Origin of the sequence: Pantoea sp. S62, assembly GCF_016658625.1 — a bacterium.
Taxonomy (GTDB): Bacteria; Pseudomonadota; Gammaproteobacteria; order Enterobacterales; family Enterobacteriaceae; genus Pantoea; species Pantoea vagans.
Genome location: NZ_JACVVI010000013.1, coordinates 108,460 through 133,390 on the forward strand (window position 1 = coordinate 108,460; position 24,931 = coordinate 133,390).

27 protein-coding genes and 1 other annotated feature are annotated in these 24,931 nt (G+C 55.9%); of the genes, 15 read left to right on the forward strand and 12 right to left on the reverse strand.

Annotated elements, in window-relative coordinates; all coding sequences use genetic code 11:
* The first annotated feature begins 58 nt into the window (after window positions 1–58).
* The 6 genes from IBT54_RS17775 (at window position 59) to spy (ending at window position 6,947) form a co-directional block, all read left to right on the forward strand.
* Window positions 59–1,279, forward strand: coding sequence for an aspartate aminotransferase family protein (locus IBT54_RS17775; protein ID WP_147788264.1), 1,221 nt, complete (start codon window positions 59–61; stop codon window positions 1,277–1,279).
* The gene (gene astA, locus IBT54_RS17780; protein ID WP_201252604.1) at window positions 1,276–2,307 is read left to right on the forward strand and encodes an arginine N-succinyltransferase; all 1,032 of its coding nucleotides are present in this window, start codon (window positions 1,276–1,278) and stop codon (window positions 2,305–2,307) included. The genes IBT54_RS17775 and astA overlap by 4 nt, the downstream gene beginning before the upstream one ends.
* Window positions 2,304–3,773, forward strand: coding sequence for a succinylglutamate-semialdehyde dehydrogenase (gene astD / locus IBT54_RS17785; RefSeq protein WP_201252605.1), 1,470 nt, complete (start codon window positions 2,304–2,306; stop codon window positions 3,771–3,773). The genes astA and astD overlap by 4 nt, the downstream gene beginning before the upstream one ends.
* Window positions 3,770–5,098, forward strand: coding sequence for an N-succinylarginine dihydrolase (gene astB, locus IBT54_RS17790; RefSeq protein WP_201252606.1), 1,329 nt, complete (start codon window positions 3,770–3,772; stop codon window positions 5,096–5,098). Before astD ends, astB begins: the two co-directional genes overlap by 4 nt.
* A 50-nt stretch (window positions 5,099–5,148) precedes the next feature.
* Complete coding sequence (gene astE / locus IBT54_RS17795; protein WP_201252607.1) at window positions 5,149–6,144, forward strand: succinylglutamate desuccinylase; 996 nt, start codon at window positions 5,149–5,151, stop codon at window positions 6,142–6,144.
* A 308-nt stretch (window positions 6,145–6,452) separates the two neighbouring features.
* Window positions 6,453–6,947 carry an ATP-independent periplasmic protein-refolding chaperone Spy gene (spy, locus tag IBT54_RS17800; protein ID WP_033732453.1) on the forward strand — a complete coding sequence of 165 codons (495 nt, stop codon included), beginning with the start codon at window positions 6,453–6,455 and terminating at the stop codon, window positions 6,945–6,947.
* Window positions 6,948–7,019: 72 nt separating this feature from the next.
* Here spy and cho read toward each other — a convergent pair whose 3' ends face one another.
* From cho to IBT54_RS17820, 4 genes are all read right to left on the reverse strand, one after another.
* Window positions 7,020–7,880, reverse strand: a complete 861-nt coding sequence (cho, locus tag IBT54_RS17805) for an excinuclease Cho (RefSeq protein ID WP_033782915.1) — start codon at window positions 7,878–7,880, stop codon at window positions 7,020–7,022.
* 67 nt (window positions 7,881–7,947) lie between these two features.
* Complete coding sequence (gene yddG / locus IBT54_RS17810; RefSeq protein ID WP_201252608.1) at window positions 7,948–8,838, reverse strand: aromatic amino acid DMT transporter YddG; 891 nt, start codon at window positions 8,836–8,838, stop codon at window positions 7,948–7,950.
* Window positions 8,839–8,898: 60 nt separating this feature from the next.
* Window positions 8,899–9,723 carry an ammonia-dependent NAD(+) synthetase gene (gene nadE, locus IBT54_RS17815; RefSeq protein ID WP_013357668.1) on the reverse strand — a complete coding sequence of 275 codons (825 nt, stop codon included), beginning with the start codon at window positions 9,721–9,723 and terminating at the stop codon, window positions 8,899–8,901.
* 118 nt (window positions 9,724–9,841) lie between these two features.
* Window positions 9,842–11,044, reverse strand: a complete 1,203-nt coding sequence (locus IBT54_RS17820; RefSeq protein WP_095707285.1) for a multidrug effflux MFS transporter — start codon at window positions 11,042–11,044, stop codon at window positions 9,842–9,844.
* A 303-nt stretch (window positions 11,045–11,347) separates the two neighbouring features.
* Here IBT54_RS17820 and osmE point away from each other — a divergent pair, with 303 nt between their 5' ends.
* Window positions 11,348–11,683: an osmotically-inducible lipoprotein OsmE gene (gene osmE, locus IBT54_RS17825; RefSeq protein WP_010245718.1), complete on the forward strand. Its 336-nt coding sequence runs from the start codon at window positions 11,348–11,350 to the stop codon at window positions 11,681–11,683.
* Between the two features lie 66 nt (window positions 11,684–11,749).
* Here the strand turns inward: osmE and IBT54_RS17830 are convergent, their stop codons facing one another.
* From IBT54_RS17830 to hxpB, 6 genes are all read right to left on the reverse strand, one after another.
* Complete coding sequence (locus tag IBT54_RS17830) at window positions 11,750–12,160, reverse strand: DUF6515 family protein (protein ID WP_195857054.1); 411 nt, start codon at window positions 12,158–12,160, stop codon at window positions 11,750–11,752.
* Window positions 12,161–12,348: 188 nt separating this feature from the next.
* Window positions 12,349–13,740 carry an L-cystine transporter gene (locus IBT54_RS17835; protein ID WP_033732462.1) on the reverse strand — a complete coding sequence of 464 codons (1,392 nt, stop codon included), beginning with the start codon at window positions 13,738–13,740 and terminating at the stop codon, window positions 12,349–12,351.
* A 151-nt stretch (window positions 13,741–13,891) separates the two neighbouring features.
* Window positions 13,892–14,482 (reverse strand): metal-dependent hydrolase, encoded by a 591-nt coding sequence (locus IBT54_RS17840; protein WP_033782918.1) that lies wholly within the window; start codon window positions 14,480–14,482, stop codon window positions 13,892–13,894.
* Window positions 14,483–14,631: 149 nt separating this feature from the next.
* A complete protein-coding gene (gene kduD, locus IBT54_RS17845) occupies window positions 14,632–15,393 on the reverse strand; it encodes a 2-dehydro-3-deoxy-D-gluconate 5-dehydrogenase KduD (protein ID WP_013357673.1) in 762 nt (253 codons plus the stop codon).
* A gap of 17 nt (window positions 15,394–15,410) precedes the next feature.
* Window positions 15,411–16,247, reverse strand: a complete 837-nt coding sequence (gene kduI, locus IBT54_RS17850) for a 5-dehydro-4-deoxy-D-glucuronate isomerase (RefSeq protein ID WP_201252609.1) — start codon at window positions 16,245–16,247, stop codon at window positions 15,411–15,413.
* Window positions 16,248–16,422: 175 nt separating this feature from the next.
* A complete protein-coding gene (hxpB, locus tag IBT54_RS17855) occupies window positions 16,423–17,091 on the reverse strand; it encodes a hexitol phosphatase HxpB (protein ID WP_147788260.1) in 669 nt (222 codons plus the stop codon).
* A gap of 149 nt (window positions 17,092–17,240) precedes the next feature.
* Between hxpB and IBT54_RS17860 the strand changes: the two genes are divergently transcribed.
* Window positions 17,241–17,777, forward strand: coding sequence for a YniB family protein (locus IBT54_RS17860; protein ID WP_147788259.1), 537 nt, complete (start codon window positions 17,241–17,243; stop codon window positions 17,775–17,777).
* Window positions 17,778–17,789: 12 nt separating this feature from the next.
* Here IBT54_RS17860 and IBT54_RS17865 read toward each other — a convergent pair whose 3' ends face one another.
* The gene (locus IBT54_RS17865; RefSeq protein ID WP_147788258.1) at window positions 17,790–18,683 is read right to left on the reverse strand and encodes a fructosamine kinase family protein; all 894 of its coding nucleotides are present in this window, start codon (window positions 18,681–18,683) and stop codon (window positions 17,790–17,792) included.
* Between the two features lie 79 nt (window positions 18,684–18,762).
* Complete coding sequence (gene ghoS, locus IBT54_RS17870) at window positions 18,763–19,083, reverse strand: type V toxin-antitoxin system endoribonuclease antitoxin GhoS (protein ID WP_013357678.1); 321 nt, start codon at window positions 19,081–19,083, stop codon at window positions 18,763–18,765.
* A 351-nt stretch (window positions 19,084–19,434) separates the two neighbouring features.
* Here ghoS and IBT54_RS17875 point away from each other — a divergent pair, with 351 nt between their 5' ends.
* The 7 genes from IBT54_RS17875 (at window position 19,435) to pheS (ending at window position 24,923) form a co-directional block, all read left to right on the forward strand.
* Window positions 19,435–20,196, forward strand: a complete 762-nt coding sequence (locus IBT54_RS17875) for a YdiY family protein (RefSeq protein WP_013357679.1) — start codon at window positions 19,435–19,437, stop codon at window positions 20,194–20,196.
* Window positions 20,197–20,443: 247 nt separating this feature from the next.
* The gene (thrS, locus tag IBT54_RS17880; RefSeq protein WP_013357680.1) at window positions 20,444–22,372 is read left to right on the forward strand and encodes a threonine--tRNA ligase; all 1,929 of its coding nucleotides are present in this window, start codon (window positions 20,444–20,446) and stop codon (window positions 22,370–22,372) included.
* 3 nt (window positions 22,373–22,375) lie between these two features.
* Window positions 22,376–22,927, forward strand: coding sequence for a translation initiation factor IF-3 (infC, locus tag IBT54_RS17885; RefSeq protein ID WP_033732471.1), 552 nt, complete (start codon window positions 22,376–22,378; stop codon window positions 22,925–22,927).
* 99 nt (window positions 22,928–23,026) lie between these two features.
* Window positions 23,027–23,224 (forward strand): 50S ribosomal protein L35, encoded by a 198-nt coding sequence (gene rpmI / locus IBT54_RS17890; protein ID WP_004157374.1) that lies wholly within the window; start codon window positions 23,027–23,029, stop codon window positions 23,222–23,224.
* A 44-nt stretch (window positions 23,225–23,268) separates the two neighbouring features.
* On the forward strand, window positions 23,269–23,625 hold the full coding sequence (gene rplT, locus IBT54_RS17895) for a 50S ribosomal protein L20 (RefSeq protein WP_003853267.1): 357 nt from the start codon (window positions 23,269–23,271) through the stop codon (window positions 23,623–23,625).
* A gap of 117 nt (window positions 23,626–23,742) precedes the next feature.
* Window positions 23,743–23,868: a sequence feature (Phe leader region), on the forward strand.
* Entirely contained in the window at window positions 23,748–23,792 is a 45-nt protein-coding gene (gene pheM, locus IBT54_RS17900; protein WP_106120997.1) for a pheST operon leader peptide PheM, read from the forward strand. (Overlaps the previous feature by 45 nt.)
* Before the next feature lie 71 nt (window positions 23,869–23,939).
* Window positions 23,940–24,923, forward strand: coding sequence for a phenylalanine--tRNA ligase subunit alpha (gene pheS / locus IBT54_RS17905; RefSeq protein WP_013357682.1), 984 nt, complete (start codon window positions 23,940–23,942; stop codon window positions 24,921–24,923).
* The last annotated feature ends 8 nt before the right edge of the window (window positions 24,924–24,931 follow it).

Below are 24,931 nucleotides of genomic sequence, written 5' to 3' on the forward strand. Positions count from 1 at the left end.
TAACAATTTTAAAACATAAGCTTTACCTGGCCGGTAAAGTAAAGCAGGAGAGTGGGTTATGGCACTGCACGTTTCACGTCACGATTTCGATCAATGGATGATGCCGGTTTATGCACCTGCGACCTTTATACCGGTTCGCGCAGAAGGCTCCACCGTCTGGGATCAAAACGGTAAAGACTATATCGACTTTGCCGGTGGCATCGCTGTTAATGCGTTAGGGCATGCGCATCCGGCATTGCAGCAGGCGTTGCAGGAACAGGCCGCACGGTTATGGCACACCGGTAATGGCTACACCAACGAACCGATCCTGCGACTGGCGAAGCAGTTGATCGACGCCACCTTCGCTGACCGGGTGTTCTTCTGTAACTCCGGGGCGGAAGCGAACGAAGCGGCGCTGAAGCTGGCCCGTAAAGTGGCACATGACCGTGTCGGCCCGCATAAAAGTGGCATTGTGGCGTTTAAGAATGCGTTTCACGGGCGCACCCTGTTTACCGTGTCAGCCGGTGGTCAGCCCGCCTACTCAAAAGATTTTGCGCCGTTGCCGCCTGAGATCCAGCATGCGCCGTTTAACGATCTGGCTGCAGCCGCTGAACTGATTAATGACCATACCTGCGCCGTCATTGTTGAACCGATCCAGGGTGAGGGCGGCGTGCTGCCTGCCGATCCGGCGTTCCTGCGTGGACTGCGTGAACTCTGTGATAAGCATCAGGCCGTGCTGATTTTTGATGAAGTGCAGAGCGGCGTGGGTCGTACCGGTTCGCTCTACGCCTATATGCATTATGGCGTCACGCCGGATGTCCTCACCAGCGCCAAAGCGCTGGGCGGCGGCTTCCCGATAGGTGCGATGCTGACCCGGGACGATCTGGCGCGGGTGATGGGCGTCGGCACCCATGGCACCACCTATGGCGGCAATCCGCTGGCGGGCGCGGTCGCCGGTAAAGTGATGGAGCTGATCAACCAGCCTGACATGATGACGGGTGTCACGCAGCGTCACGAGTGGATTGTCGCGGCCCTGGATGAGATCAATCAGCGCCTGCATCTGTTTAAAGAGGTGCGCGGTCTGGGTCTGCTGATTGGCGCAGTGCTGAGCGACGACTTTGCCGGTAAAGCCAAAGAGATCAATCTGGCCGCCGCTGAGATGGGCGTGATGGTGCTGATTGCCGGGGCTAACGTGGTCCGTTTTGCCCCCGCGCTGAATATCAGTGAGCAGGAAGTGAAGCTCGGCATGGCACGCTTTGCCGAGGTGTGTGAACGCCTGGTACGAGGGTCCGCATCATGATGGTAATCCGTCCGGTTGAACGCGATGATTTAAGCCAGCTGATGGCGCTGGCCGGTAAAACCGGCGGCGGGCTGACCTCGCTGCCCGTTGATAGCGCCACGTTACAGGCGCGTATCGATCGATCGCTGCAGACCTGGGAGGATACGCTGCCGCGCGCAGAGCAGGGCTATGTCTTTGTGCTGGCGGACAGTGAAGATAACCGCGCCGTGGGCATCTGCGCCATTGAGGTGGCGGTCGGCCTGCAGGATCCCTGGTACAACTTTCGCGTCGGCACCCAGGTGCACGCTTCGAAAGAGCTGAATGTCTATGCCGCGCTGCCCACCCTGTCGCTGAGTAACGATCACACCGGCAGCAGTGAGCTCTGCACGCTGTTCCTCGATCCTGACTACCGTGACGGCAAAAACGGCTATCTGCTGTCGAAGTCCCGCTTCCTGTTTATGGCCAGTTTCCGTGAACGCTTCACCAATCGGGTGGTGGCTGAGATGCGTGGCGTCAGCGATGAGCAGGGGCATTCACCGTTCTGGGAGAGCGTCGGCAGCCGTTTCTTCTCAATGGAGTTCAGTAAGGCCGATTTCCTCAGCGGCACCGGCCAGAAGTCCTTTATCGCGGAGCTGATGCCGAAGCATCCGCTCTATATCGACTACCTGACGCCAGAGGCGCAGGCCGTCATCGGACAGGTGCATCCACACACCGCACCGGCCCGTGCCGTGCTGGAGGCGGAAGGCTTCCGCTACCTTAACTATGTCGACATTTTTGATGGCGGTCCGACGCTGGAGTGTGATATCGACCACATTCGCGCCGTACGCAAAAGCCGTCTGCGCAGCGCAGAGCCGGGCGAAAATCCGGCTGATGCGCCGCTCTGCCTGGTTGCCAATAACCATTACCGCCAGTTCCGTGTGGCGCTGATCCCGGCCCATGCCGACGGCGACAGCGTGCAACTCACGGATGAACAGATGCAGACGCTCCACTGCCAGCCGGGCGACAGCCTGCGCGTAGTGACGCTCTGCAAAGAGGAGAAAACAGCATGACGCACCTGATAAAGGGAGAATGGCTGAGCGGCGACGCGGAGATCCTGACCAAAGCGGATCCGGTCAGCGGCGAGACGCTATGGCAGGGCCAGGCAGCATCGGCCGCGCAGGTCACGGCGGCCTGTGACGCGGCGCGCGCCGCCTTTCCGGCCTGGGCCAGACGCCCGCTGGCGGAACGGCAGGCGATCATAGAGAAATTTGCTGCCGGGCTTGAAGCGCGAAAAACAGACATAGCAGAAACCATCGCCCGTGAAACCGGCAAGCCGCGCTGGGAAGCGCTGACTGAAGTTGGCGCGATGATCAATAAAATCGGCTTTTCGGTGAAGGCGTACCATAGCCGCACCGGTGAGCAGCATGAAGGCGAAAGCTCGCTGCGCCATCGTCCGCACGGGGTGCTGGCGGTATTTGGTCCCTATAACTTCCCCGGTCACCTGCCAAACGGGCATATCGTTCCGGCGCTGCTGGCAGGCAATTGCCTGGTCTTTAAACCCAGTGAACTGACGCCGCTGACCGCCGAGAAAACGGCTGAGATCTGGCTGGCCGCGGGCCTGCCAGATGGCGTGCTGGCGCTGTTACAGGGCGGACGTGAAACCGGTCAGGCGCTGGCCACCTGTAGCCAGATTGATGGCCTGCTGTTTACCGGCAGCGCCCACACCGGCTATCAGCTGCATCGCCAGTTTGCCGGTCAGCCTGAGAAGATGCTGGCGCTGGAGATGGGCGGCAATAACGCTCTGATTGTAGAAGATCCGGCTGACCTGGATGCGGCCGTCAACATCACGTTGCAGTCCGCCTTTATTACCGCCGGTCAGCGCTGCACCTGCGCCCGGCGTCTGCTGGTTAAACGTGGCGAGGCGGGTGATGCCTTTCTGCAGCGGCTGGCTGAGGTGGCAGGGCGACTGCAACCGGCCGCCTGGAATGCTGAGCCGCAACCCTTTATGGGCAGCGTGATCTCCACCGGCGCGGCAGAGAAGATTATGGGTGAGTGGCAACGTCGGGTGGAGGCGGGTGGCGAAGTGCTGCTGGCGATGCGCTGGCCGGATCGCCACAGCGCCATACTGACGCCAGGCATTATCGATTTAACCGATGTGCAGGGCATCCCGGATGAAGAGGTCTTTGGCCCGCTGCTGGGCGTCGTCCGCTATGATACCTTTGATGAGGCGATTATGCTGGCGAACCAGACCCGTTACGGCTTGTCGTGCGGATTAATCTCGCCTTCGCGCCAGCAGTTTGATCAGCTGCTGCTGGAAGCGCGTGCCGGTATCGTCAACTGGAACAAACCGCTGACGGGCGCAGCCAGTACGGCACCGTTTGGCGGCATTGGGGCGTCGGGTAACCATCGCGCCAGCGCCTGGTATGCGGCGGATTACTGCGCCTGGCCGATGGCCTCACTAGAGACGCCGGACCTGACGCTGCCCGCCACGCTGTCGCCGGGCCTGGATTTCTCCGCGCCGGAGAAAACATCATGAAGGCAACCGAAGCCAACTTTGATGGACTGGTGGGATTAACGCACCACTATGCCGGGCTGTCGTTTGGTAACGAAGCTTCAACCCGCAACCAGCTGCAGCCCTCGAATCCCCGTCTGGCGGCAAAGCAGGGGCTGCTGAAGATGAAAGCGCTGGCCGATATGGGCTACGTGCAGGGAGTGATCCCGCCACATGAGCGGCCTAATATTGCGGCGCTGCGTCAGCTCGGATTCAGCGGCAACGATGAGCAGGTGCTGGCGGCAGCCGGCAAAACCGCGCCGGGATTACTCTCCGCCTGCAGCTCCGCGTCGGCGATGTGGGTCGCCAATGCCGCTACGGTTTCGCCGTCCGCGGACAGCGTGGATGGCCGGGTTCACCTGACGGTGGCAAACCTTAACAACAAATTCCACCGGGCGATGGAAGCGCCGGAAACGGCCTGGCTGCTGCGTTCCATCTTCCGCGACGATCGCCATTTTGCGGTGCACGATGCGCTACCGCAGGTGGCGATGTTTGGTGATGAAGGGGCGGCTAACCACAACCGGCTCGGCGGCGCCTATGGCGAGCGCGGCGTGCAGCTGTTTGTCTATGGCCGCGACAGCAGCCATGAGGGCAACGCTCCGCAGCGTTATCCGGCGCGGCAGACCCGTGAGGCCAGCGAGGCAGTGGCCCGTCTGCATCAGCTTTCACCCGAAAGCGTGCTGTTCGCGCAGCAGAATCCTGCGGTGATCGATCAGGGCGTGTTTCATAACGATGTGATTGCGGTCAGCAATCAGCAGATGCTGTTCTGTCATCAGCACGCCTTTGTTAATCAGCCTGAGCTGCTGGCGCAGCTTCGGGCGCGCGTACCCGGCTTTGTGACACTGGAAGTACCAGCAGATCGGGTCTCGGTAAAAGAGGCGGTAGAGACCTATCTGTTTAACAGCCAGCTGCTCAGCCGTCCTGACGGTAGCATAATGCTGGTGCTGCCGGAAGAGTCACGTCAGCATCCGGGTGTCTGGCGCTATCTGTGTGAACAGGTCGAAGGTGATACGCCACTGAAAGCCCTGAAGGTGTTTGATCTGCGCGAAAGCATGTATAACGGGGGAGGCCCGGCCTGCCTGCGTTTGCGGGTGGTGCTGACGCCTCAGGAGCAGCAGGCAGTCAATCCGGCGGTGCTGATGAACGACAGGCTCTTCAATACGCTGAATCACTGGGTTGACCGTCACTACCGCGATCGCCTGACCCAGGCCGACCTGGTCGACCCGCAGTTGCTGCGTGAGGGACGTGACGCGCTGGATGAACTGACGAAGCTGCTAGACTTAGGAAATGTATATGCATTTCAGCAGTGAAGGAGGCGGCAGCTCAGGCTGCCGCCTGCTCAGGGCGAAAAGGAGGAACGATGCAGGACTTTTTACAGCAAACGCTCTCCGGCGAAGTACCGCGTAAGCGTAGTGGTGAAACGGCGCATCTTCGCTGGCAGTGGTTGTATCACGGCATACTGTTAATGGAGCCAACGGTGCCGGTTAAACAGGCGCTGGTGCTTTCCGCCGGGATCCACGGTAATGAAACCGCTCCGGTTGAAATCGTGAACCAGCTGATTAATCCCCTGCTGCGCGGCGAAAAACCGTTGCAGCAGCGCATGCTGGTGATTCTGGGTAACCCGTCAGCGTTGCGGGCTGGCAAGCGCTATGTGCGCTATGACATCAACCGGCTGTTTGGCGGACGCTGGCAGCAGATTGACGATAGCGATGAGGCCCGCCGCGTGCTGCGGCTGGAGCAGACGCTGGAAACGTTCTGGCAGCTGGGTGAGTGCGATGAGACGCGCTGGCATCTCGACATGCACACCGCGATTCGCGGCTCTTACCATCTTCAGTTCGGCGTGATGCCGCACAACGAGCGCCCCTGGCCGCCCGGGTTTCTCGACTGGCTGGCCGCAGCCGGTCTGGAAGCGCTGGTATTTCATCGTGCGCCGGGCGGCACCTTTACTCATTTCAGCTGCGAGCACTTCGGTGCGGCCAGCTGCACCCTGGAGCTGGGCAAAGCGTTGCCGTTTGGCGAGAACGATCTCAGTCAGTTCAGTGCGGCACAGCAGGCGCTGGCATCGTTACTCTATGGTGAAGCCATGCCCGTCACTACGGTTAAGCCGCGCCATTATCGGGTCGCGCAGCAGATCACCCGGCTGAGTGAGCACTTTACGCTGCATATGTCACCGGAAACGCTGAACTTTACCGCCTTTCCACAGGGGACGTTGCTGGCGGAAGATGGCAACACCCGCTATTACGTGCAGCAGGCACGGGAATATGTGCTGTTCCCGAACCCCAACGTAGCAGCCGGGTTGCGTGCCGGACTGATGCTGATAGAAGAGGGCGAACAGACCCAGGCACTGCCGGTCTGATGCCTGAAGTTACCGGTGCCGTTCATCGGTGCTAAAAAATCGGCAGGAAAAGCGGGAGAGAGCCTTCCGCTTTCCTGTCGTAACCATTACACTCCTCCATGATTTCTGCGAAATTCGCTGTAAATTCATAAACGTTTTCAATTTCTCACGCCTTTCTTCTTATTCTCTTCATGATTGCCCGATTTTTATCTTTTATGCTTTCACGGCTTTACTCAGGCTCTGAGTAGTTGACGTTCAGCGTCGTATGCTTGTTTCCGAAGACGCGACAGAGTGCTGTCGTCATTATCATGAATTATAAGGACACGATTATGCGCAAACTGACTTCCCTTTTACTGGCTTCTTCGCTGGCGTTTGGTGCAGCCACCGCCGTCCATGCAGCAGCAGATAACCTGACTCCACCGCCAGCGGGCAGCGAAAAAGCGATGCACAAACCGCCAATGCGCCATGGCCCGGAGATGATGTTTAAAGGTCTGAACCTGACCGACGCGCAGAAAACGCAGATGCGCGACATCATGAAAGAGAGCCACAAAGATATGCAGCGTCCGTCGCTGGATGAGCGTCGCGCAGCCCACAGCATCATTGCCTCTGACAGCTTTGATCAGAGCAAAGCAGAAGCGCAGGCAGAAAAAATGTCTGCCAATGCAAAAGAGCATGCGCTGAAGATGCTGGAAACGCAGAACAAGCTCTATAACGTGCTGACGCCGGAGCAGAAAAAACAGTACAACGCGAACTTTGAAAAGCGTCTGACTGAGAAAGGCCCGCACGAAGGAAAAATGGCACCGCCAGCAGAACCGGCTGAATAACCTTAATTAAGCCAACGGTCTGAGACCGCCGACGCTGTCCACTGAAATGAGTGGGCAGCATCGGCGGTTTTTTTATAGCGGAAGAATAGGGTAGGCACCCGACAGAATCGGGCGGCAGAGAATTTTGTAGCCGTCGTGGTCAAAACCGCCTTTGGGCCGCTGCAGTTTTCTGGCTTCATCCATGCTGCTGACCGAACCGAGATAGAACCAGTGGTCGATGACGTGGATCTGCGTCATCTCTTTGCCTTCCTCCACCAGACCTACGGCACCCTGCCACGGCCAGCAAAAGACCCGCACATTTTCCAGCGCTTCCAGCAGACGATCCTGATGATCGCTGACCGGCTCTTTACCGCAGCAGGCACCGGCGCAGCGGCGCAGTGCCGAACGGAAGCAGCCTCGTCCCGCACTCAGCGCTTCCAGACCCAGCAGGCCATGACAAAGCTGATACTCATCCGCAAGCTGCTTCAGTCGTTCAAGGGCGGCAAAGCGACTGCGATAGAGGCCAAAAAGGTTGGGAGACTGGCTGAAATCAAGATCTTTTGCGTAAACCACGTTTGGTTTGCCATCGGTAATCTGCAGCGAACAGAGCTGCCGGTTTTTGCGCAGTCGCTTATTAAACAGCGGTTGCTGGGTTTTGATCATCTGCGCTTCCAGCAGCAGTGCGCCGAGATCGCCTGCGGTAGGGATCCAGCTGACTCGCCGCGACTGACGCAGCATTTTCGCCTCATCAGGAGTGCGAAAATGGGACATTACCCGCGAACGCAGATTCACGCTTTTACCGATATAGAGCGGCAGCGACTCACTCTCGCCGTGAAAGGTATAGACGCCAGGGTGATTCGGCAGACCTTCCAGCCATTCACGCAGGTGTTCAGGATATTGATAAATTGTATTCGCGTCGGGTTCGGGGCGAAGAATGGCAGCACGTCTGGCCAAAATGGACTCCACTTACTGGTTGTCCATACAGCATAACAGGCAGGCGAAATGATCGCCAGCCGTCTGGTTAAAGACGCCGTGTCGCCAGCCAGCAGATCAGCGAACCCAACGTAATCATCGCGACCCCCTGCCAGAAGGCCAGCGGTGGCGTCAGGCCGAGCCATAGCGATCCCAGCAGGGCCGACAGCACCGGCGTAAAGTAGGAGGCAGTGGCCAGCAGCGTCAGGTTGCCCTGCTGAATCCCGTGGTTCCAGGCGGAGTAGGCGATGGCGGTAGAGAGGCCGACAAACAGCACCTCCAGCAGCGGGACCAGCGCAAAGGTCATCGGCGCAGAACGATCGCTGATGGCATATTTTATCCACAGTGCCAGCGCGGTCAGGATAAAAAACAGCGTAACGCCGTTCGAACCCCGGGCAAAGCGGCGGGTAACGTTGTTGTAGAGCGCCCAGGTCAGGGCGGCGATAAAGGCGAGTGCATAGGCGTCAGGATTGCGCAGCATGTTCTGCCATAGCAGCGCAGGCGAGCTGTTGCCGCTGCCTTTCATCACCCAGACGATACCCAGCAGCGACAGCAGCAGTCCGGGCCAGAGCCAGACGCGGAAACGTTGCTGATTAAATGGGATCGCCAGCACAATGGTGAGGCAGGGCCAGAGATAGTTAATCATCCCCAGCTCCAGCGACTGACTGCGATCACTGGCCAGCCCGATAGCCAGCGCCAGAGAAATTTCGTAGCCCACGAAGAGGATGCCGCCCAGCCATAAATAGATTGCAGGCATTGCGCCGGGCTTTGGCAGGCCGCGGGTCAGGCAGAGCAGCATGGCGGTAGTGCTGTAGATCAGCGCCGCGCCGCCGGTAGCGCCAAAGGCTTCACTGACGCTGCGCAGCAGGCCAACGGTGGTGCTCCAGAGCAGAATGGCGATAAGCCCGATAAGGGTGGCGCGCGAAACGGTGGCAGGCATACAGCGATCAACAAGGTGAGTGAGAGAAGCCTCCCTTGCCGGGGCAAAGGAGGCGCGGGATTACTTCCAGAAGTCGTCAAATACCGTGATCGGCGGGCGACGTTTGTGCTCGGTTTTCAGATACCAGCCTTCGATAATGCGGGCGTTATCAGGATTGATGGTTTTCCCTTCCAGATAATCATCGATCATCTCGTAGGTGACACCCAGCGCCACTTCATCCTGCAGGCCTGGACGATCATCTTCCAGATCGGCAGTCGGCTTCTTCAGGTAGAGATGTTCCGGGCAGCCAAGATGCTTCAGCAGCTGTTTGCCCTGACGCTTGTTCAGGCGGAACAGCGGGTTGATGTCAGTGCCGCCATCGCCATACTTGGTGAAGAATCCGGTGACCGCTTCCGCCGCGTGATCGGTGCCGACCACTACCCCTTTGGTCATGCCGGCAATGCTGTATTGCGCTTTCATTCGCTCGCGCGCTTTTTCATTGCCGCGCACGAAGTCGGAAAGCGTGATACCCGCGTCTTTCAGCGCGCGCTCACTGGCCAGCACCGACTCTTTGATATTGACCACCAGCGAACGGTCAGGCTTGATGAAAGCCAGCGCGTCCTGGCAATCCTGCTCATCCGCCTGCACACCATAGGGCAGACGCACGGCAATGAAGGTATAGTCGTTGTCACCGCTCTCCTGACGCAACTCGCTGATTGCCGTTTGCGCCAGCTTACCCGCCAGTGTTGAATCCTGACCGCCGCTGATCCCCAGCACCAGCGTTTTCAGTCCGCTGTGACGTTTCAGGTAGGCTTTCAGAAAATCGACGCTGACGCGCACTTCCTGGTCGGCGTCGATAGCGGGTTTCACACCCAATGCTTCAATAATTTCCTGCTGCAGTGACATGAACTTCTCCTCAGGTCAGTGGCCTGTCGGCTCGATGCGAACGTTTTAATAAAGCTAACGTGCCTTCGCCAAAACAACAAGCTTAAGCGGCAACTGATTACGCCTTAACATTGCGAAATCAGTGAGTTTTTACCTGCGGCAGCGGTTTTTTCGCCAGCACGCTGAACATCAGAATTGCCATCATAAAGCAGCCGAAAATGGTGGCACACATGCTCAGTACCGAGGTGCCGCCGATGCCGGTGATCGGCACAGTAATTGCGCCCAGCGTGAACATGGTGACGCCAATCACGGCAGAGGCGCTGCCCGCGCGGTGGCCCTGACTCTGCATCGCCAGTGATGAGGCGGTGGTGGCGATCACGCCATTACTGGCGATGGTAAAGAACAGTGCGACCAGCAGCAGTGCCAGCGGTGCATGGAGCAGCGCAGTCAACAGCAGCAGGCTGGAGGCGACAAAGGCCAGCGTCAGCCCGCCTTTCAGCACCCGATACTCGCCCCAAAGCGGACAGAGACGGGCGCTGGTCTGCGAGGCAATGATCAGACCAAAACCGTTGGCCGCAAAGCAAAAGCTGAAGGCCTGAGGCGACAGGCCATAAATCTGCTGCAGCACAAACGGTGAGGCACCAATGTAGGCGAACATCCCGGACATCATAAAGCCCTGCGTCAGGCAGAAGCCCATAAAGGGGCGATGGGTTATCACCTGACCCAGCGCGGCGTAAGCGGAGAAAATCGATCCTTTACTGCGCCGTTCTTCTGGCAGTGTTTCATGCAGCTTCCAGCGTGCCAGCAGGATCAGCAGAATGGCAATGCCGCCCAGCACCATAAAGATGCCGCGCCAGTTGACTATCGTCATTAGCACACCGCCCAGTACCGGTGCACCAATCGGCGCCAGACCGTTGACCAGCATCAGCAGCGCGAAGAAGCGCGTCAGCTCATGACCGCTATACATGTCACGCGCAATCGCCCGTGACAGCACGGCGCCGCCCGCACCTGCTAACCCTTCGAACAGTCGTGCCAGCAGCAGCTGGTTAATATCCTGCGCCAGCGCACAGCCCATCGAGGCGATAAATAGCAGCACCAGTGACAGGGTCAGCGGGCGCAGGCGACCAAACTTATCGCTCATCGGGCCAAACAGCAGCTGGCCAACGCCCAGACCCAGCAGGCCGGCGGTCAGACTCAGCTGCGCGGTTGCGGTTTCAGTGTGCAAATCCTGCGCCATTTGTGGCAGTGCGGGCAGATAGAGGTCAATGCAGAGCGGGCCAAGTGCGGCCAGCAGGCCGAGCGTAATGGCGTAAACCAGGCGGTTAGAATGTACAGGGGTCATTTATCCTCGGAGTCGTCAGCGGTGGGGTGAACAGAAAGCGGGCAAGGCAGTAAATTGCAGATACCCGTAACGCCGCTACCACACTGATCAACGCCCTCACTGATGATGGCCGATGAGTCTGAAAATGAATCGTTACAGGGTGTCTGTTTTGCGGGGAAGTATACGTCTGCGTTGACAGCAAAACAGCCTTCTTTACGATATCCTGACATTTGCTATGCGATGAATTGTTGCTCATAAACTTGATAAATCAGCATTTATGTTCCAGGCTTGTTTCCACATGGACAATCAATGAGGAACAACAAGATGAATAAAGTGATGGGATGTATCGCTGCGGCGCTGACGCTGGCTGCACTGTCTGGTTGTACGACTTACGATCGTGCTGAAAGCTACGTGACTAAGCCAGTCGTTAAGGATGTTAAAAAAGGTATGACCCGCGATCAGGTTCGTCAGATCGCTGGTACGCCGTCTACTGAAATCACCATGGTTCACGCGCGCGGCACCTGCCAGACTTACGTATTGGGTCAGCGCGACGGTAAAGCACAGACTTACTTCGTGAGCTATAACGACACTGGCCGTGTGATGAACTACGGCTTCCAGAGCTGCGCGGAATATGACACCGATCCGCAGGTTCAGCAGTAATACGTAGCACCCCTGAATAGCAAACGGCCCGTCGTCATGACGGGCCGTTTTTCGTTGCGGCGCGGACTACAATCCCGCCGGCCGCGGCACCTCAACATAATCACCGTCTATCTGCCGCTGGTAGTAGTGGCCGTCCTGCACATAGAAACGTTTACCATTAAAGTCGAGTACCCGCATTTCACTGCTGACCCGCGACTCTGCTGGCGGCTCGACCACCACATACTCTTCGCCATGACGCTGATAATAACTGCCGTTCAGCAGGTAGTAGGTCAGTCCGCCAATCAGCACCGCGGTAGCGGCTTCAGGTAAAAAACGCACCGGGCCAGGACCGCCCCAGTGGGGGCCAGGACCGCCCCAGTGGGGGCCGGGTCCGCCATGTCGGCCCCATCCACCCGGGCCCCAGTCGCCAGGGTGGGCGAAAGCCAGCGCGGGCGTCAACAGCGCCAGCGTCAGAAGCGAGGCAATAATTTTTTTCATCGGATGTCCTCCTCATAAGACTGGATGCAGAATTCGCTTTTTACCGGGTAAAGACAAGCACTAAAGCGGCGATTTTTCGCCTGTTTACCATGCTTAACGCTTTCTTAACGGCGTCGCCATCAATGGGGAGGATTATGGAGAGGAAGGGCAGAAATAACCTGGCGCGGGCGCGCCAGGCTTACAGCAGATTAACGGTGCGCCAGCTCGGCGTTGTCGTCACTTTCCAGTACGCGCTTATCGGTCAGACCTAACCAGCGGCTGGTCAGGGAACCCGCGGTCATCGAACCATTGACGTTCAGTGCCGTACGACCCATATCAATCAGCGGCTCAATGGAGATTAGCAGCGCCACCAGGGTGACAGGCAGGCCCATCGCAGGCAGAACAATCAGGGCGGCAAAGGTGGCACCGCCGCCGACGCCCGCCACACCTGCAGAGCTCAGCGTGACGATCCCGACCAGGGTTGCAATCCACAGCGGGTCAAACGGGTTGATCCCGACAGTTGGCGCAACCATTACGGCCAGCATGGTCGGATAGAGACCGGCACAGCCGTTCTGGCCGATAGTGGCACCGAAGGATGCCGCGAAGCTGGCAATCGACTCCGGCACGCCAAGACGACGGGTCTGCGTCTCTACGCTCAGCGGAATGCTCGCTGCGCTGGAGCGGCTGGTGAAGGCGAAGGTGATCACCGGCCACACTTTACGGAAGAAGCGCAGCGGGTTGATGCCATTCACCGACAGCAGCAGAGCATGAACACCAAACATGATGGCCAGACCGAGGTAAGAGGCGACCACAAAGCTGCCCAGCTTGATGATGTCCTGCAGGTTTGAACCGGCAACCACTTTGGTCATCAGCGCCAGCACACCATATGGCGTCAGTTTCATCACTAAACGCACCAGCTTCATAACCCATGACTGCAGCGTGTCGATTGCGACCAGCACGCGCTGACCTTTCACTTCATCATCTTTCAGCAACTGCAGGGCAGCCACACCCAGGAATGCGGCAAAGATGACGACGCTGATAATTGACGTTGGATTAGCGCCGGTCAGATCGGCAAACGGGTTTTTCGGGATAAAGGAAAGCACCAGCTGTGGCACGCTCAGGTCAGAGACTTTGCCGACATAGTTGCTCTGGATCGCACTCAGCCGCGCGGTTTCCTGCACACCCTGTACCAGACCTTCTGCGCTCAGACCAAACAGGCCGGTGACGAAGACGCCGACCAGCGCCGAAATCGCGGTGGTAAACAGCAGTACGCCAATGGTCAGTACGCTGATTTTCCCCAGCGACGAGGCGTTATGCAGACGGGCCACCGCACTCAGAATAGAAACGAACACCAGCGGCATCACCACCATCTGCAGCAACTGGACATAGCCATTACCGACGATGTTAAACCAGCTGATAGACTCTTTTACCACTGCGCTGTTTTCGCCGTAGATCAACTGCAAAACCAGGCCGAACAGCACGCCGATCACCAGACCGGTCAGCACTTTTTTCGACAGGCTCCAGTTCTGACGGCTGAAGCGGGAGAGCAATACCAGCAGCACCACAAAGGCCACGATATTGAGCGTAAGAGGAAGGTCCATACTGAAACTCCAGAGTAATGCGGCTTTCCCACCCGGGAAAGCCGCATAATGTTAATCACGAATTAAGACAGCGGGAATGGTAACAGCAGGCGGAGAGGGCACCTTATATCCAAATGGCATGGTTTATAACTTAATGACGTTTTGTGCGGCTTTATTGCGCAGTATGACTGGAAATTAACCGTCCGACGCCATTTTGTAGCGTATCAAACAGCTGAGCCGGCCAGCCGTTTGCACCAAAAGATGGCATGCCGACCGGGAACCACAGCGCATAGCCTACCAGTCCCAGACATAACGCCCGCTCAAGCTGATTTCCTTTCTGACTGCGCAGAATCGGCAGACGGAAGCGCCAGCGGCAGGGCCACAGCAGCGGAACCCCGGCGGGCGTCAGCATATCAGCCACAATATGGCTGAGGTAGCCCAGCGTCAGACCCTGTAGTACGTCTGCCGGTATCGGCGACGACTGGGGCAGGTTTATCTGAAAAAGCCATAAACCGGCCGCCACCGCCAGCAAACTATGGGTAAAGCCCCGATGGCCGAACGCGCGCGCAATAGGATGAGAAAGCCAGCGTAGTCGCTGTCCCAGCAGAGATTTGGGGTGATCGATATCGGGCAGGAGGCATGTCAGCAGGGCTGAAGGAACGAGATGCCACCAGTCGGCCTGCGCCAGTACGGGTGTCAGCTCAGCACGTTTGGCAAAAATAGCGCTGGCAATGGCAAAAATGATGTGGCCTTCGCCCGTCATGATAGAACCTGGTTGCAAAGAAAGCTGTCGATGCATCCAGTATAGGGATTTATCCAGTAAATGAGAACATGTGACGCTGTAACGAAGCATGAATATTTTTAACAAGGCGGACAGTGATGAAACACTGTCCGCCCGCTCTGCCAGAAAGATTAACGAGCCAGCCAGCCGCCATCTACCGCCAGTGTATAGCCATTAACGTAGTCAGACGCGGAAGAGGCCAGGAAAACTACCGGGCCCATCATGTCATCAGGCACGCCCCAGCGTCCTGCCGGGATACGCCCCAGAATCTCATCGCTTCGGGCCTGGTCTTTACGCAGCTGTTCAGTGTTATCGGTAGCCATATAGCCTGGGGCAATCGCATTAACATTAACGCCATGCTTCGCCCACTCGTTCGCCATCAGACGCGTTAAACCCATGACTGCGCTTTTCGACGCTGTATAGGAAGGCACGCGGATGCCGCCCTGGAACGACAGCATAGAGGCGATATTGATAATCTTGCCGCCGCTACCCTGAGCAATAAACTGCCGGGCTACCTGCTGTGACAGGAAAAAGACCGTTTTACTGTTGATGTTCATCACATCATCCCAGTCCTGCTCGCTGAAGTTCAGTGCATCTTCACGACGGATAATCCCGGCGTTGTTGACCAGAATATCAATTCTGCCCGCGGCTGCGACCGCCTGCTCAACAACCTGCGACGCAACATCAGATTTCATCAGGTCAGCCGATATCGACCAGAAACGGCGGCCAAGTGCTTCAACTTTACGCTGCGTTTCGTCAGGTTCGAAACGGTTAACGCCGACAATGTCGCAGCCAGCCTGAGCCAGCCCCAGAGCCATACCCTGACCCAGACCGGTATTACAACCGGTCACCATTGCCACTTTGCCTTTTAAATCAAACGTATTCAGTACCATTTATGCTTCTCCTCTGCTTAACGCAGTTCGCTGATTTTGACGTGGTCCATGTCATCAAAGACCTGATTCTCACCCACCATGCCCCAGATAAATGTGTAACGCTGGGTGCCGACGCCGGCATGAATTGACCAACTGGGTGAGATGACCGCCTGCTCGTTATGTACCAGCAGATGGCGGGTTTGCCGGGGTTCTCCCATCATGTGGAAGACCGCGCTCTCTTCGCTCATATCGAAGTAGAAATAGGCTTCCATGCGCCGTTCATGGGTGTGACAGGGCATGGTGTTCCACAGGCTGCCTTCATCCAGTCGGGTTAAGCCCATGGTGAGCTGGCAGGTGGGCAGCACATCCGGCACGATAAATTTGTTAATGGTGCGACGATTGGCAGTAGCAGCATCACCCAGCGTGGCAGTTGCGGCTTCCTGTAACGTTATCTTCTTATCCGGGAAGGTGCAGTGTGCGGGTGCGCTGTTGTAATAAAATTTAGCGGGCTGGGCCGGGTTCAGGCTGCGGAACAGCAGGTTGCGCGCACCTTTACCAATGTAAAGCGCCTCTTCATGACCGATCTCCCAGGCTTTACCGTCGACCTCAACCAGACCCGGGCCGCCAATGTTGATCATGCCCAGCTCGCGGCGCTCAAGAAAGTAACTGACGCCCAGCTGCTTTCCCATCTCATCACCGATAGTGACTGGCTTGTTAACCGGCATCACGCCGCCAATGATGATGCGGTCGATGTGACTGTAGGTCAGGGTGTAATTGTCAGCGGAAAAAATCGTCTCAATCAGAAACTCGCGGCGCAGCGCGTCAGTGTCGAGCTGTTTAGCGTGATCGCTGTGAATGCTTTGGCGAACGTCCATCTCAGGCCTCTCTGCAGGTCAGGTTATTCATGCCCCGAATGGGGACGCTTCGGGCATCTTAGGCAGAGCGAGATGGGAATTCAATAAAAATGAAACGTTGTTTTATTTTTTTGCGGAGCAGATCAACCGGCAGGCGCAGCGGGCAAAAAAAAGCCCGCTATGCGCGGGCTGTTTATCATCCCTGCAGATGCTGCAGGCTAAGCTGGGTCAGATTGTCCAGCCGGACATCCGCCAGCGCCCAGCGCGGGTCATTGCGGTGTTCAGCGGCAGGCACCACAATCGACCGCATGCGGGCCGCTTTGGTGGCGATCATGCCATTGAACGAGTCTTCCAGCGTGACGCAGTTGAGTGGATCAATTGCCAGGCTGGCGGCGGCGTTAAGGTAGACCTGCGGATGGGGCTTGCTGTAGGGCAGTGCTTCTGCTGAAGCCAGCACATCGAAATAGTGGCGCAGGTTGAAGATCTCCAGTACCTGTTCCAGCATCATGAGCGGCGATGCTGAGGCCAGGCCGATTTTCATTCCCTGCTCCTGGCACAGCTGCAGCGCCGTTTCCACGCCAGGCAGAAGCGGCCGCGTCTGATCCACCAGCGTCATGGCGCGCGCAATAATACGGTCAGTAACCTCCTGCTGAGAGGGGCCCTGCCAGGGCAGCGTTTCGTACCACATCCGCACAGTCTGGTCGATACGCAGGCCAAGGGTATCGGGCATTTCACTGCGTCGTGACAGGTCGACGTCCAGCGTTGAAAAGATATCCAGTTCAGCCTGATCCCACAGCGGTTCAGAATCGATCAGTAAGCCATCCATATCAAACAGGGCAGCAAGGACAGGGCGGTGCCAGGTCATCAGCGGTCTCCTTATAAATAAAGTCGGTTTAACCATAACATCATTCTCTGCTGACGCATGCTTCATCCGATTGACCACGCTTTATTTGGGAAATTTCTTCGTTGGCAGGTAGACTGACGGCAAATTGGATTCCAGGTTCAGGAGATATTATGACCTATCAACAGGCTGGCCGTATCGCCATCCTTAAGCGCGTGGTGGGCTGGGTGCTCTTTTTAGTGGCACTGTTGTCGACCATTATTTCGGTATTGAGCTTTATGTTTAAGCACAGCGAGAAGCAGCCGGGCATTGACGCCGTTATGCTTGATTTCGTCCATGTCATTGTCGATATGCTGCGCTTCAACACGCCATTCCTGAACGTTTTCTGGCATAACTCGCCGGTACCGGAATTTAACGGTCAGATGAATCTGGGTTTCTGGCTGATCTACATTCTGATTTTTGTCGGGCTGGCGCTGGAATCATCAGGCGCGCGGATGGGACGGCAGGCACGTCACGTCAAAGAGGGCATTGAAGATCAGATGATTCTGGAGCAGGCAAAGGGCAGTGAAGGACGCAGCCGTCAGCAACTGGAAGAGAAGGTGCGCGTTCCTCGTCACACCATCTTCCTGCAGATCTTCCCGCTTTATATCCTGCCAGTGGTGATTGCGATAGCCGGATATTTTGCGCTGTCGCTGCTGGGCTTTATCTGACCGTGAACGCCGTCAGGCCGGTCTGGCCTGACGGGTGCCGAGCGCATCCTCATCCAGCAACTGGCCAATGGCGAACTGCGCATCGCCAGGCCAGTGCCCGCCAAACACGTTAGCCCGGTTCAGCAGATAGTAGAGCTGGTAGACCGGCAGACGCTGCGAAAAACCATCCGGCAGGGGCCACACAGCCTGATAACCGTCATAAATCTGGCGGGGCAGGTCAGGGTACCAGCTCAGCATGGCTAAATCGCACTCACGGTCGCCCCAGTAGCAGGCGGGATCGAACAGCCAGGGGCCATTGCCGCTGCTGGCGCAGTTAGCAGGCCAGAGATCGCCATGCAGCAGCGACGGCTGCGGATGATGTGACGCAAGCACCCGCTGCACGGAGGCGATAATCAGCTCGGTATCCCCGTACTGAATTCCCTTTTCGGCCGCCAGTTGCAGCTGCCAGCCAATGCGCTGTTCGGCAAAAAAGACCGACCAACGCCGCAGCCAGCTATTGGGCTGGGGCGTGGTGGTGATGTTGTTGTCGAAATCGAGGCCGAACTGCGTCTGTTCGCTCCACTGGTGCAGGTGCGCCAGCTGCTGACCCAGCTGATATGCACTCTGCTCATCAAGCGGCTGTGGCCTGATGTATTCCAGCAACAGAAAGCTCTCCTCGCGATGATGACCCACACCATACACTTCTGGCACCCGAACCGTGCCGGTGCGCGCCAGCAAGGCAAGCTGGTCGGCTTCCCAGGTAAAAAGCGACAGCATCTCGCGGCTGTTACTTTTGACAAAGACATCGTGATCACCGTAGCGAATATGCCAGGTGGGATGGATATCACCACCCGCAAGGGCGTGACGTTGAGTGATTTCGGCGTTGCCTAACTGCTCGCTTAACAGACGACTGATGGCTGACCACATAGGGCTATCCTCGTTGTTCGCTGCGTAAGTCCGATGCTGATGCCTGAATATTCACCAAAACCAGCGTGATTGCACCTTTTTATTCCGGCGCTGAGGTGGCGGGGCGATGACTGGCAGTGTCCCGCAGATACTCTTCAAAGGTAATGACAGTCACATCCGGTTTCTGACCCAGGGCGTTTTCACCGGCAGCCGCAACCTGCTGTCGCAGATCCTCAGCGTCCAGCGTACTGACAATGCCATAACTGTTCGTGCCCAGCTCATGGGGATGGCCATTTTCATCGGCCAGTGTGGTGGTGAAACCGGCGGCGGTCATCGCGCTGGTCAGCTCCAGGATGTCACTTAATCCCGACTCCTGATAATGAAAGGTCACGATATAGCGGGTCAGGGCAGTGTTGCTCATAAGGCACCTCCGGGAAAGAGAAACTGAACTGAGCGTAGACTATGGTGAAAATTCAGGCGAATTATGAAAGAGATGCTGGGTGTCTGTCGTGACGCATAGCGTAAATCAGTGTCAGGAGTACTGCCCATGACGTAAAAATCTTTCTGCCGTTACGTCTGGCTTTTCATTTGGGCAGCACTATAATGCGCGACGTTAATAAGATGAGTCCCAATTAACATGGGTTGTCAGGGTGATTCCAGGCATTTTGTGTAAGTTAATAATTTTTTACAAAACTTACCGTAAATTGCATTGAATGCCCGGCAAAACGCTTCAGACTCTCCGTTTTTTAAACAGTCGCACGGATCACATTTAATGAAAGCCTATAACAAGCTGTCTGCTGTTCTTTTGCTCTCCGCCGGAGCGTTTTGTCACCAGGCACTGGCCGATAACGCCGTATTCACCTCAATGGATGACCCTTCCACGGCTAAAAAGCCATTTGAAGGTTCTGCTTCTGCGGGATACCTGGCGCAAACCGGTAACACCACCAGTTCATCGCTGACTGCTCAGACCAATATGACCTGGTATCAGTCATCTATGGCCTACAGCTTGTGGGGTAACGCAGCGAACACCTCGTCAAATGATGAACGCTCTTCAGAGACGTACAACATCGGTGGTCGTTCACGCTATAACCTCAACTCCTATGACTACCTGTTTGGCCAGGCGAGCTGGTTAAGCGATCGTTTCAATGGTTACGATTCACGTGACGTGCTGACTGCCGGTTACGGTCGTCAGATCCTGAACGGTCCAGTGCACTCGCTGCGTGCGGAATTTGGTCCGGGTGTACGTTATGACGATTACCACGCTGGCGGTCATCAGACCAAGGCGCTGGGCTATGGCGCTGTGAGCTATCAGTGGCAGCTGACCGATACCACCAAATTTATTCAGGGCGTATCCGTGCTGAGCAGCTTCGGTGAAGACACCACGGTGAACTCTGAAACCGGCCTGCAGGTCGCTATCAATAGCCACTTCGCGCTGAAGCTGGCTTACAACGTCACCTGGAACAACAATCCGGCTGAGTCTGCGCCAGATCGCACCGACACCAAAACCTCAATCATGCTCTCTTACGCGATGTAAGCGCATTTTTGCCTGCGGCAAGCCCGGCGGTCTGACACTGTGTGTCAGGCCGCTTTTTTTTTTCGCTCCATGGCTTAGCGAAAAGGGGATGGTTTTTCTCGTCGGCGAAAACTGCTATCATCTGCTCCGCACTGCAATCCTGGCGACATTCCGACAATGTGGGTCTGATATCACGCCAGGTCACTCATTTTACATTACGTTGCATGTAAGCTTTCGTGTGGCTTACCACTGCAAATAAGGACATGAAATGCCTGTAATTACGCTTCCTGATGGCAGCCAGCGCGTGTTTGACCGCCCTGTCAGTGTCATGGATATTGCGCTGGACATCGGTCCAGGTCTGGCGAAAGCCTGTATCGCTGGCCGCGTTAACGGTGAACTGGTTGATGCTGCTGATCCCATCACCGACGATGCCGCTGTTGCGATCATTACCGCAAAAGATGAAGCGGGTCTGGAAATTATCCGTCACTCCTGTGCGCACCTGTTAGGGCACGCAATTAAACAGCTGTGGCCGGATACCAAAATGGCGATCGGCCCGGTCATTGATAACGGCTTCTATTATGATGTCGACATCGATCGTACCCTGACCCAGGAAGATATCGACCTGCTGGAAAAACGCATGCATCAGTTGGCTGAAACCAACTACGATGTGGTGAAGAAAAAGGTCAGCTGGCAGGAAGCACGCGACGTCTTTGCGGCGCGCGGCGAAATCTACAAGACCACTATTCTTGATGAAAACATCAGCCATGACGATAAGCCTGGCCTGTATCATCACGAAGAATATGTCGACATGTGCCGCGGTCCGCACGTGCCGAACATGCGGTTCTGCCATCATTTTAAACTGCAGAAGATCTCCGGTGCCTACTGGCGCGGCGACAGCAGCAACAAAATGCTGCAGCGTATTTATGGCACCGCATGGGCAGACAAAAAGCAGCTGGCAGCCTATCTGCAGCGTCTGGAAGAGGCGGCGAAGCGTGACCATCGTAAGATTGGTAAGCAGCTGGATCTCTACCACATGCAGGAAGAAGCACCCGGTATGGTCTTCTGGCATAATGACGGCTGGACCATCTTCCGCGAGCTGGAAGTGTTTGTCCGCAGCAAATTAAAAGAGTACCAGTACCAGGAAGTGAAAGGTCCGTTCATGATGGACCGCGTCCTGTGGGAAAAAACCGGGCACTGGGAAAACTATAAAGAAGCAATGTTCACCACCTCATCTGAGAACCGTGAATACTGCATCAAACCGATGAACTGTCCTGGACACGTTCAGATCTTTAATCAGGGTCTGAAATCCTACCGTGACCTGCCGCTGCGTATGGCAGAGTTTGGTAGCTGTCACCGTAATGAGCCATCAGGTGCGCTGCACGGTCTGATGCGCGTTCGCGGCTTTACCCAGGATGATGCACACGTCTTCTGTACAGAAGAGCAGGTGCGTGACGAAGTGAACAGCTGTATCCGCATGGTTTATGACATGTACAGCACCTTCGGCTTTGAAAAGATTGTGGTGAAGTTATCCACCCGTCCTGAGAAGCGCATCGGTACAGATGAGATGTGGGATCGTGCCGAGGAAGACCTGGCCGCTGCGCTGAACGAAAACAACATTGAGTTTGAGTTCCAGCCAGGTGAAGGCGCGTTCTACGGCCCTAAAATTGAGTTCACTTTGTACGATTGTCTTGATCGCGCCTGGCAGTGCGGAACAGTTCAGCTAGACTTCTCCCTGCCAAAACGCCTTGAAGCAACCTACGTGGGTGAAAACAACGACCGTCAGACGCCAGTGATGATTCACCGTGCGATTCTGGGATCGATGGAGCGCTTCATCGGTATTCTTACCGAAGAATTCGCCGGTTTCTTCCCAACCTGGCTGGCACCGCTGCAAGTTGTGGTAATGAATATTACCGACGGACAAGCGGAATATGTTGAGTCTTTGACGCGTAAGCTGCAGAATGCTGGCATTCGTGTGAAGGCAGACTTGAGAAATGAGAAGATAGGCTTTAAAATCCGCGAGCACACATTACGTCGCGTCCCTTATATGTTGGTCTGCGGTGATAAAGAGGTGGAATCTGGCAAAGTTGCCGTTCGCACCCGCCGTGGTAAAGACCTGGGATCGATGGATGTCGATCTGTTTGTTGAGAAACTTCAACAAGAGATTCGCAGCCGAAATCTTCACCAATTGGAGGAATAAAGTATTAAAGGCGGAAAACGAGTACTACCGACGCGTCCGAACAAAATTAACAGTGAAATCCGCGCAACTGAAGTGCGCTTAACGGGCATGGATGGCGAGCCGATTGGCATTGTCACATTACGCGAAGCTCTGGAAAAAGCCGAGGAAGCGGGCGGCGACTTAGTCGAAATCAGCCCGAATGCCGAACCGCCGGTCTGCCGCATTATGGATTACGGCAAGTTCCTCTATGAAAAAAGCAAATCTTCTAAGGAACAGAAGAAGAAGCAAAAAGTTATTCAGGTTAAGGAAATCAAATTCCGTCCTGGAACCGATGATGGCGACTATCAGGTCAAACTACGCAACCTGATTCGCTTTCTGGAAGATGGCGATAAAGCCAAAATCACGCTCCGCTTCCGCGGTCGTGAGATGGCGCACCAGCAGATCGGTATGGAAGTGCTTAACCGCGTCCGTAAAGACCTGTGTGAAGATCTGGATTTGGCCATTGTCGAATCCTTCCCTTCGAAGATCGAAGGCCGCCAGATGATCATGGTGCTCGCTCCTAAGAAGAAACAGTAGGCTTTCAAGTAGCAATGACCGCGCAGCGTTCGCGCAGTGCGGTTATCTGTTCGCCTGTCTGGGTCATGTTATTAACAATGCGAAGTGGATATTTTTAAAATGCCAAAGATTAAAACTGTACGTGGCGCGGCTAAGCGCTTCAAGAAGACCGCTTCTGGCGGCTTCAAGCGTAAACACGCAAACCTGCGTCATATTCTGACTAAAAAATCTACTAAGCGTAAACGTCACCTGCGCCCTAAAGGCATGGTGTCAAAAGGCGATCTGGGTCTGGTTATTGCCTGCCTGCCGTACGCATAAGTAAATTTTTTTCATTAATTCAGAATATTAAACAGGAGAGCTAAATGGCTCGTGTAAAACGTGGTGTAGTTGCTCGCGCACGTCACAAAAAAATCTTAAAACAAGCTAAAGGCTATTACGGTGCACGTTCACGTGTTTACCGTGTTGCTTTCCAGGCTGTTATCAAAGCTGGTCAGTATGCTTACCGTGACCGTCGTCAGCGTAAGCGTCAGTTCCGTCAGCTGTGGATCGCGCGTATCAACGCAGCGGCGCGTCAGAACGGCATGTCTTACAGCCGTTTCATCAATGGTCTGAAAAAAGCAGCCATTGAGATTGACCGTAAGATCCTGGCCGACATCGCCGTATTCGACAAAGTGGCATTCTCTGCACTGGTCGAAAAAGCGAAATCAGCCCTGGCGTAAGTCAGATGGAAAAGGGAGCTTGCTCCCTTTTTTATTGCCTGTAACTTACGCAAAAGATTGACATTTTCGTCGCTGAGCTTTTCAATAGACCCCCTGTATCGCATGACAAGGTAACCGCAAGCATGAATGCTGCTATTTTCCGTTTCTTTTTTTACTTTAGCGCCTGACATTCGGGGGCTTTTGCGCATAAGAGAAGAAACGAAAAATCGCGCTAAAAGCCTCCCTCGTGGAGGCTTTTTTGTTTCTGGCGCTAGCATATTGGACCGGCAGGTCCCAACGAGAACTGACCAGCCTGACTGGAAAAAGAGGAAACTATGTCCCAACTCGCAGAACTGGTGGCCAGCGCCACGGCGGCCATCGACGGGGCGACGGATATCGCCGCCCTTGACGCGGTGCGCGTCGAATACCTGGGTAAGAAAGGACATCTGACACTGCAGATGACGACGTTACGCGAGCTGCCAGCAGAAGAGCGTCCTGCAGCGGGTGCGGTAATCAACGAAGCGAAGCAGCAGGTCACCGATCGACTGAATGCCCGTAAAGATGCACTGGAAACCGCGGTGCTGAATGCCCGTCTGGCTGAAGAGACCATTGATGTTTCTCTGCCGGGTCGTCGTATCGAGAATGGCGGTCTGCATCCGGTCACCCGCACCATGGATCGCATTGAGACCTTCTTTGGCGAGTTAGGCTTTGGCGTGGTAACAGGGCCCGAAATTGAAGATGATTATCATAACTTCGATGCGCTGAATATTCCTGCGCACCACCCGGCGCGTGCCGATCACGATACCTTCTGGTTCGACGCCACGCGTCTGCTGCGTACGCAGACCTCTGGCGTGCAGATCCGCACCATGCAGGCTCAGCAGCCGCCTATCCGTATTATTGCGCCAGGCCGCGTCTACCGTAACGATTATGACCAGACGCACACGCCGATGTTCCATCAGATGGAAGGGCTGATCGTGGATAAAAACATCAGCTTTACCAACCTGAAAGGCACGCTGCACGATTTCCTGAACAACTTCTTCGAAGAAGATTTGCAGATTCGCTTCCGTCCTTCTTATTTCCCGTTCACTGAGCCATCGGCAGAAGTGGATGTTATGGGTAAAAACGGCAAGTGGCTGGAAGTGCTGGGTTGCGGCATGGTGCACCCTAACGTGCTGCGCAACGTCGGCATCGATCCGGAAGTTTATTCCGGTTTCGCCTTTGGTATGGGCATGGAGCGTCTGACCATGTTGCGTTATGGCGTGACCGATCTGCGTGCTTTCTTCGAAAATGATTTACGTTTCCTCAAACAATTTAAGTAAGGGCAGGA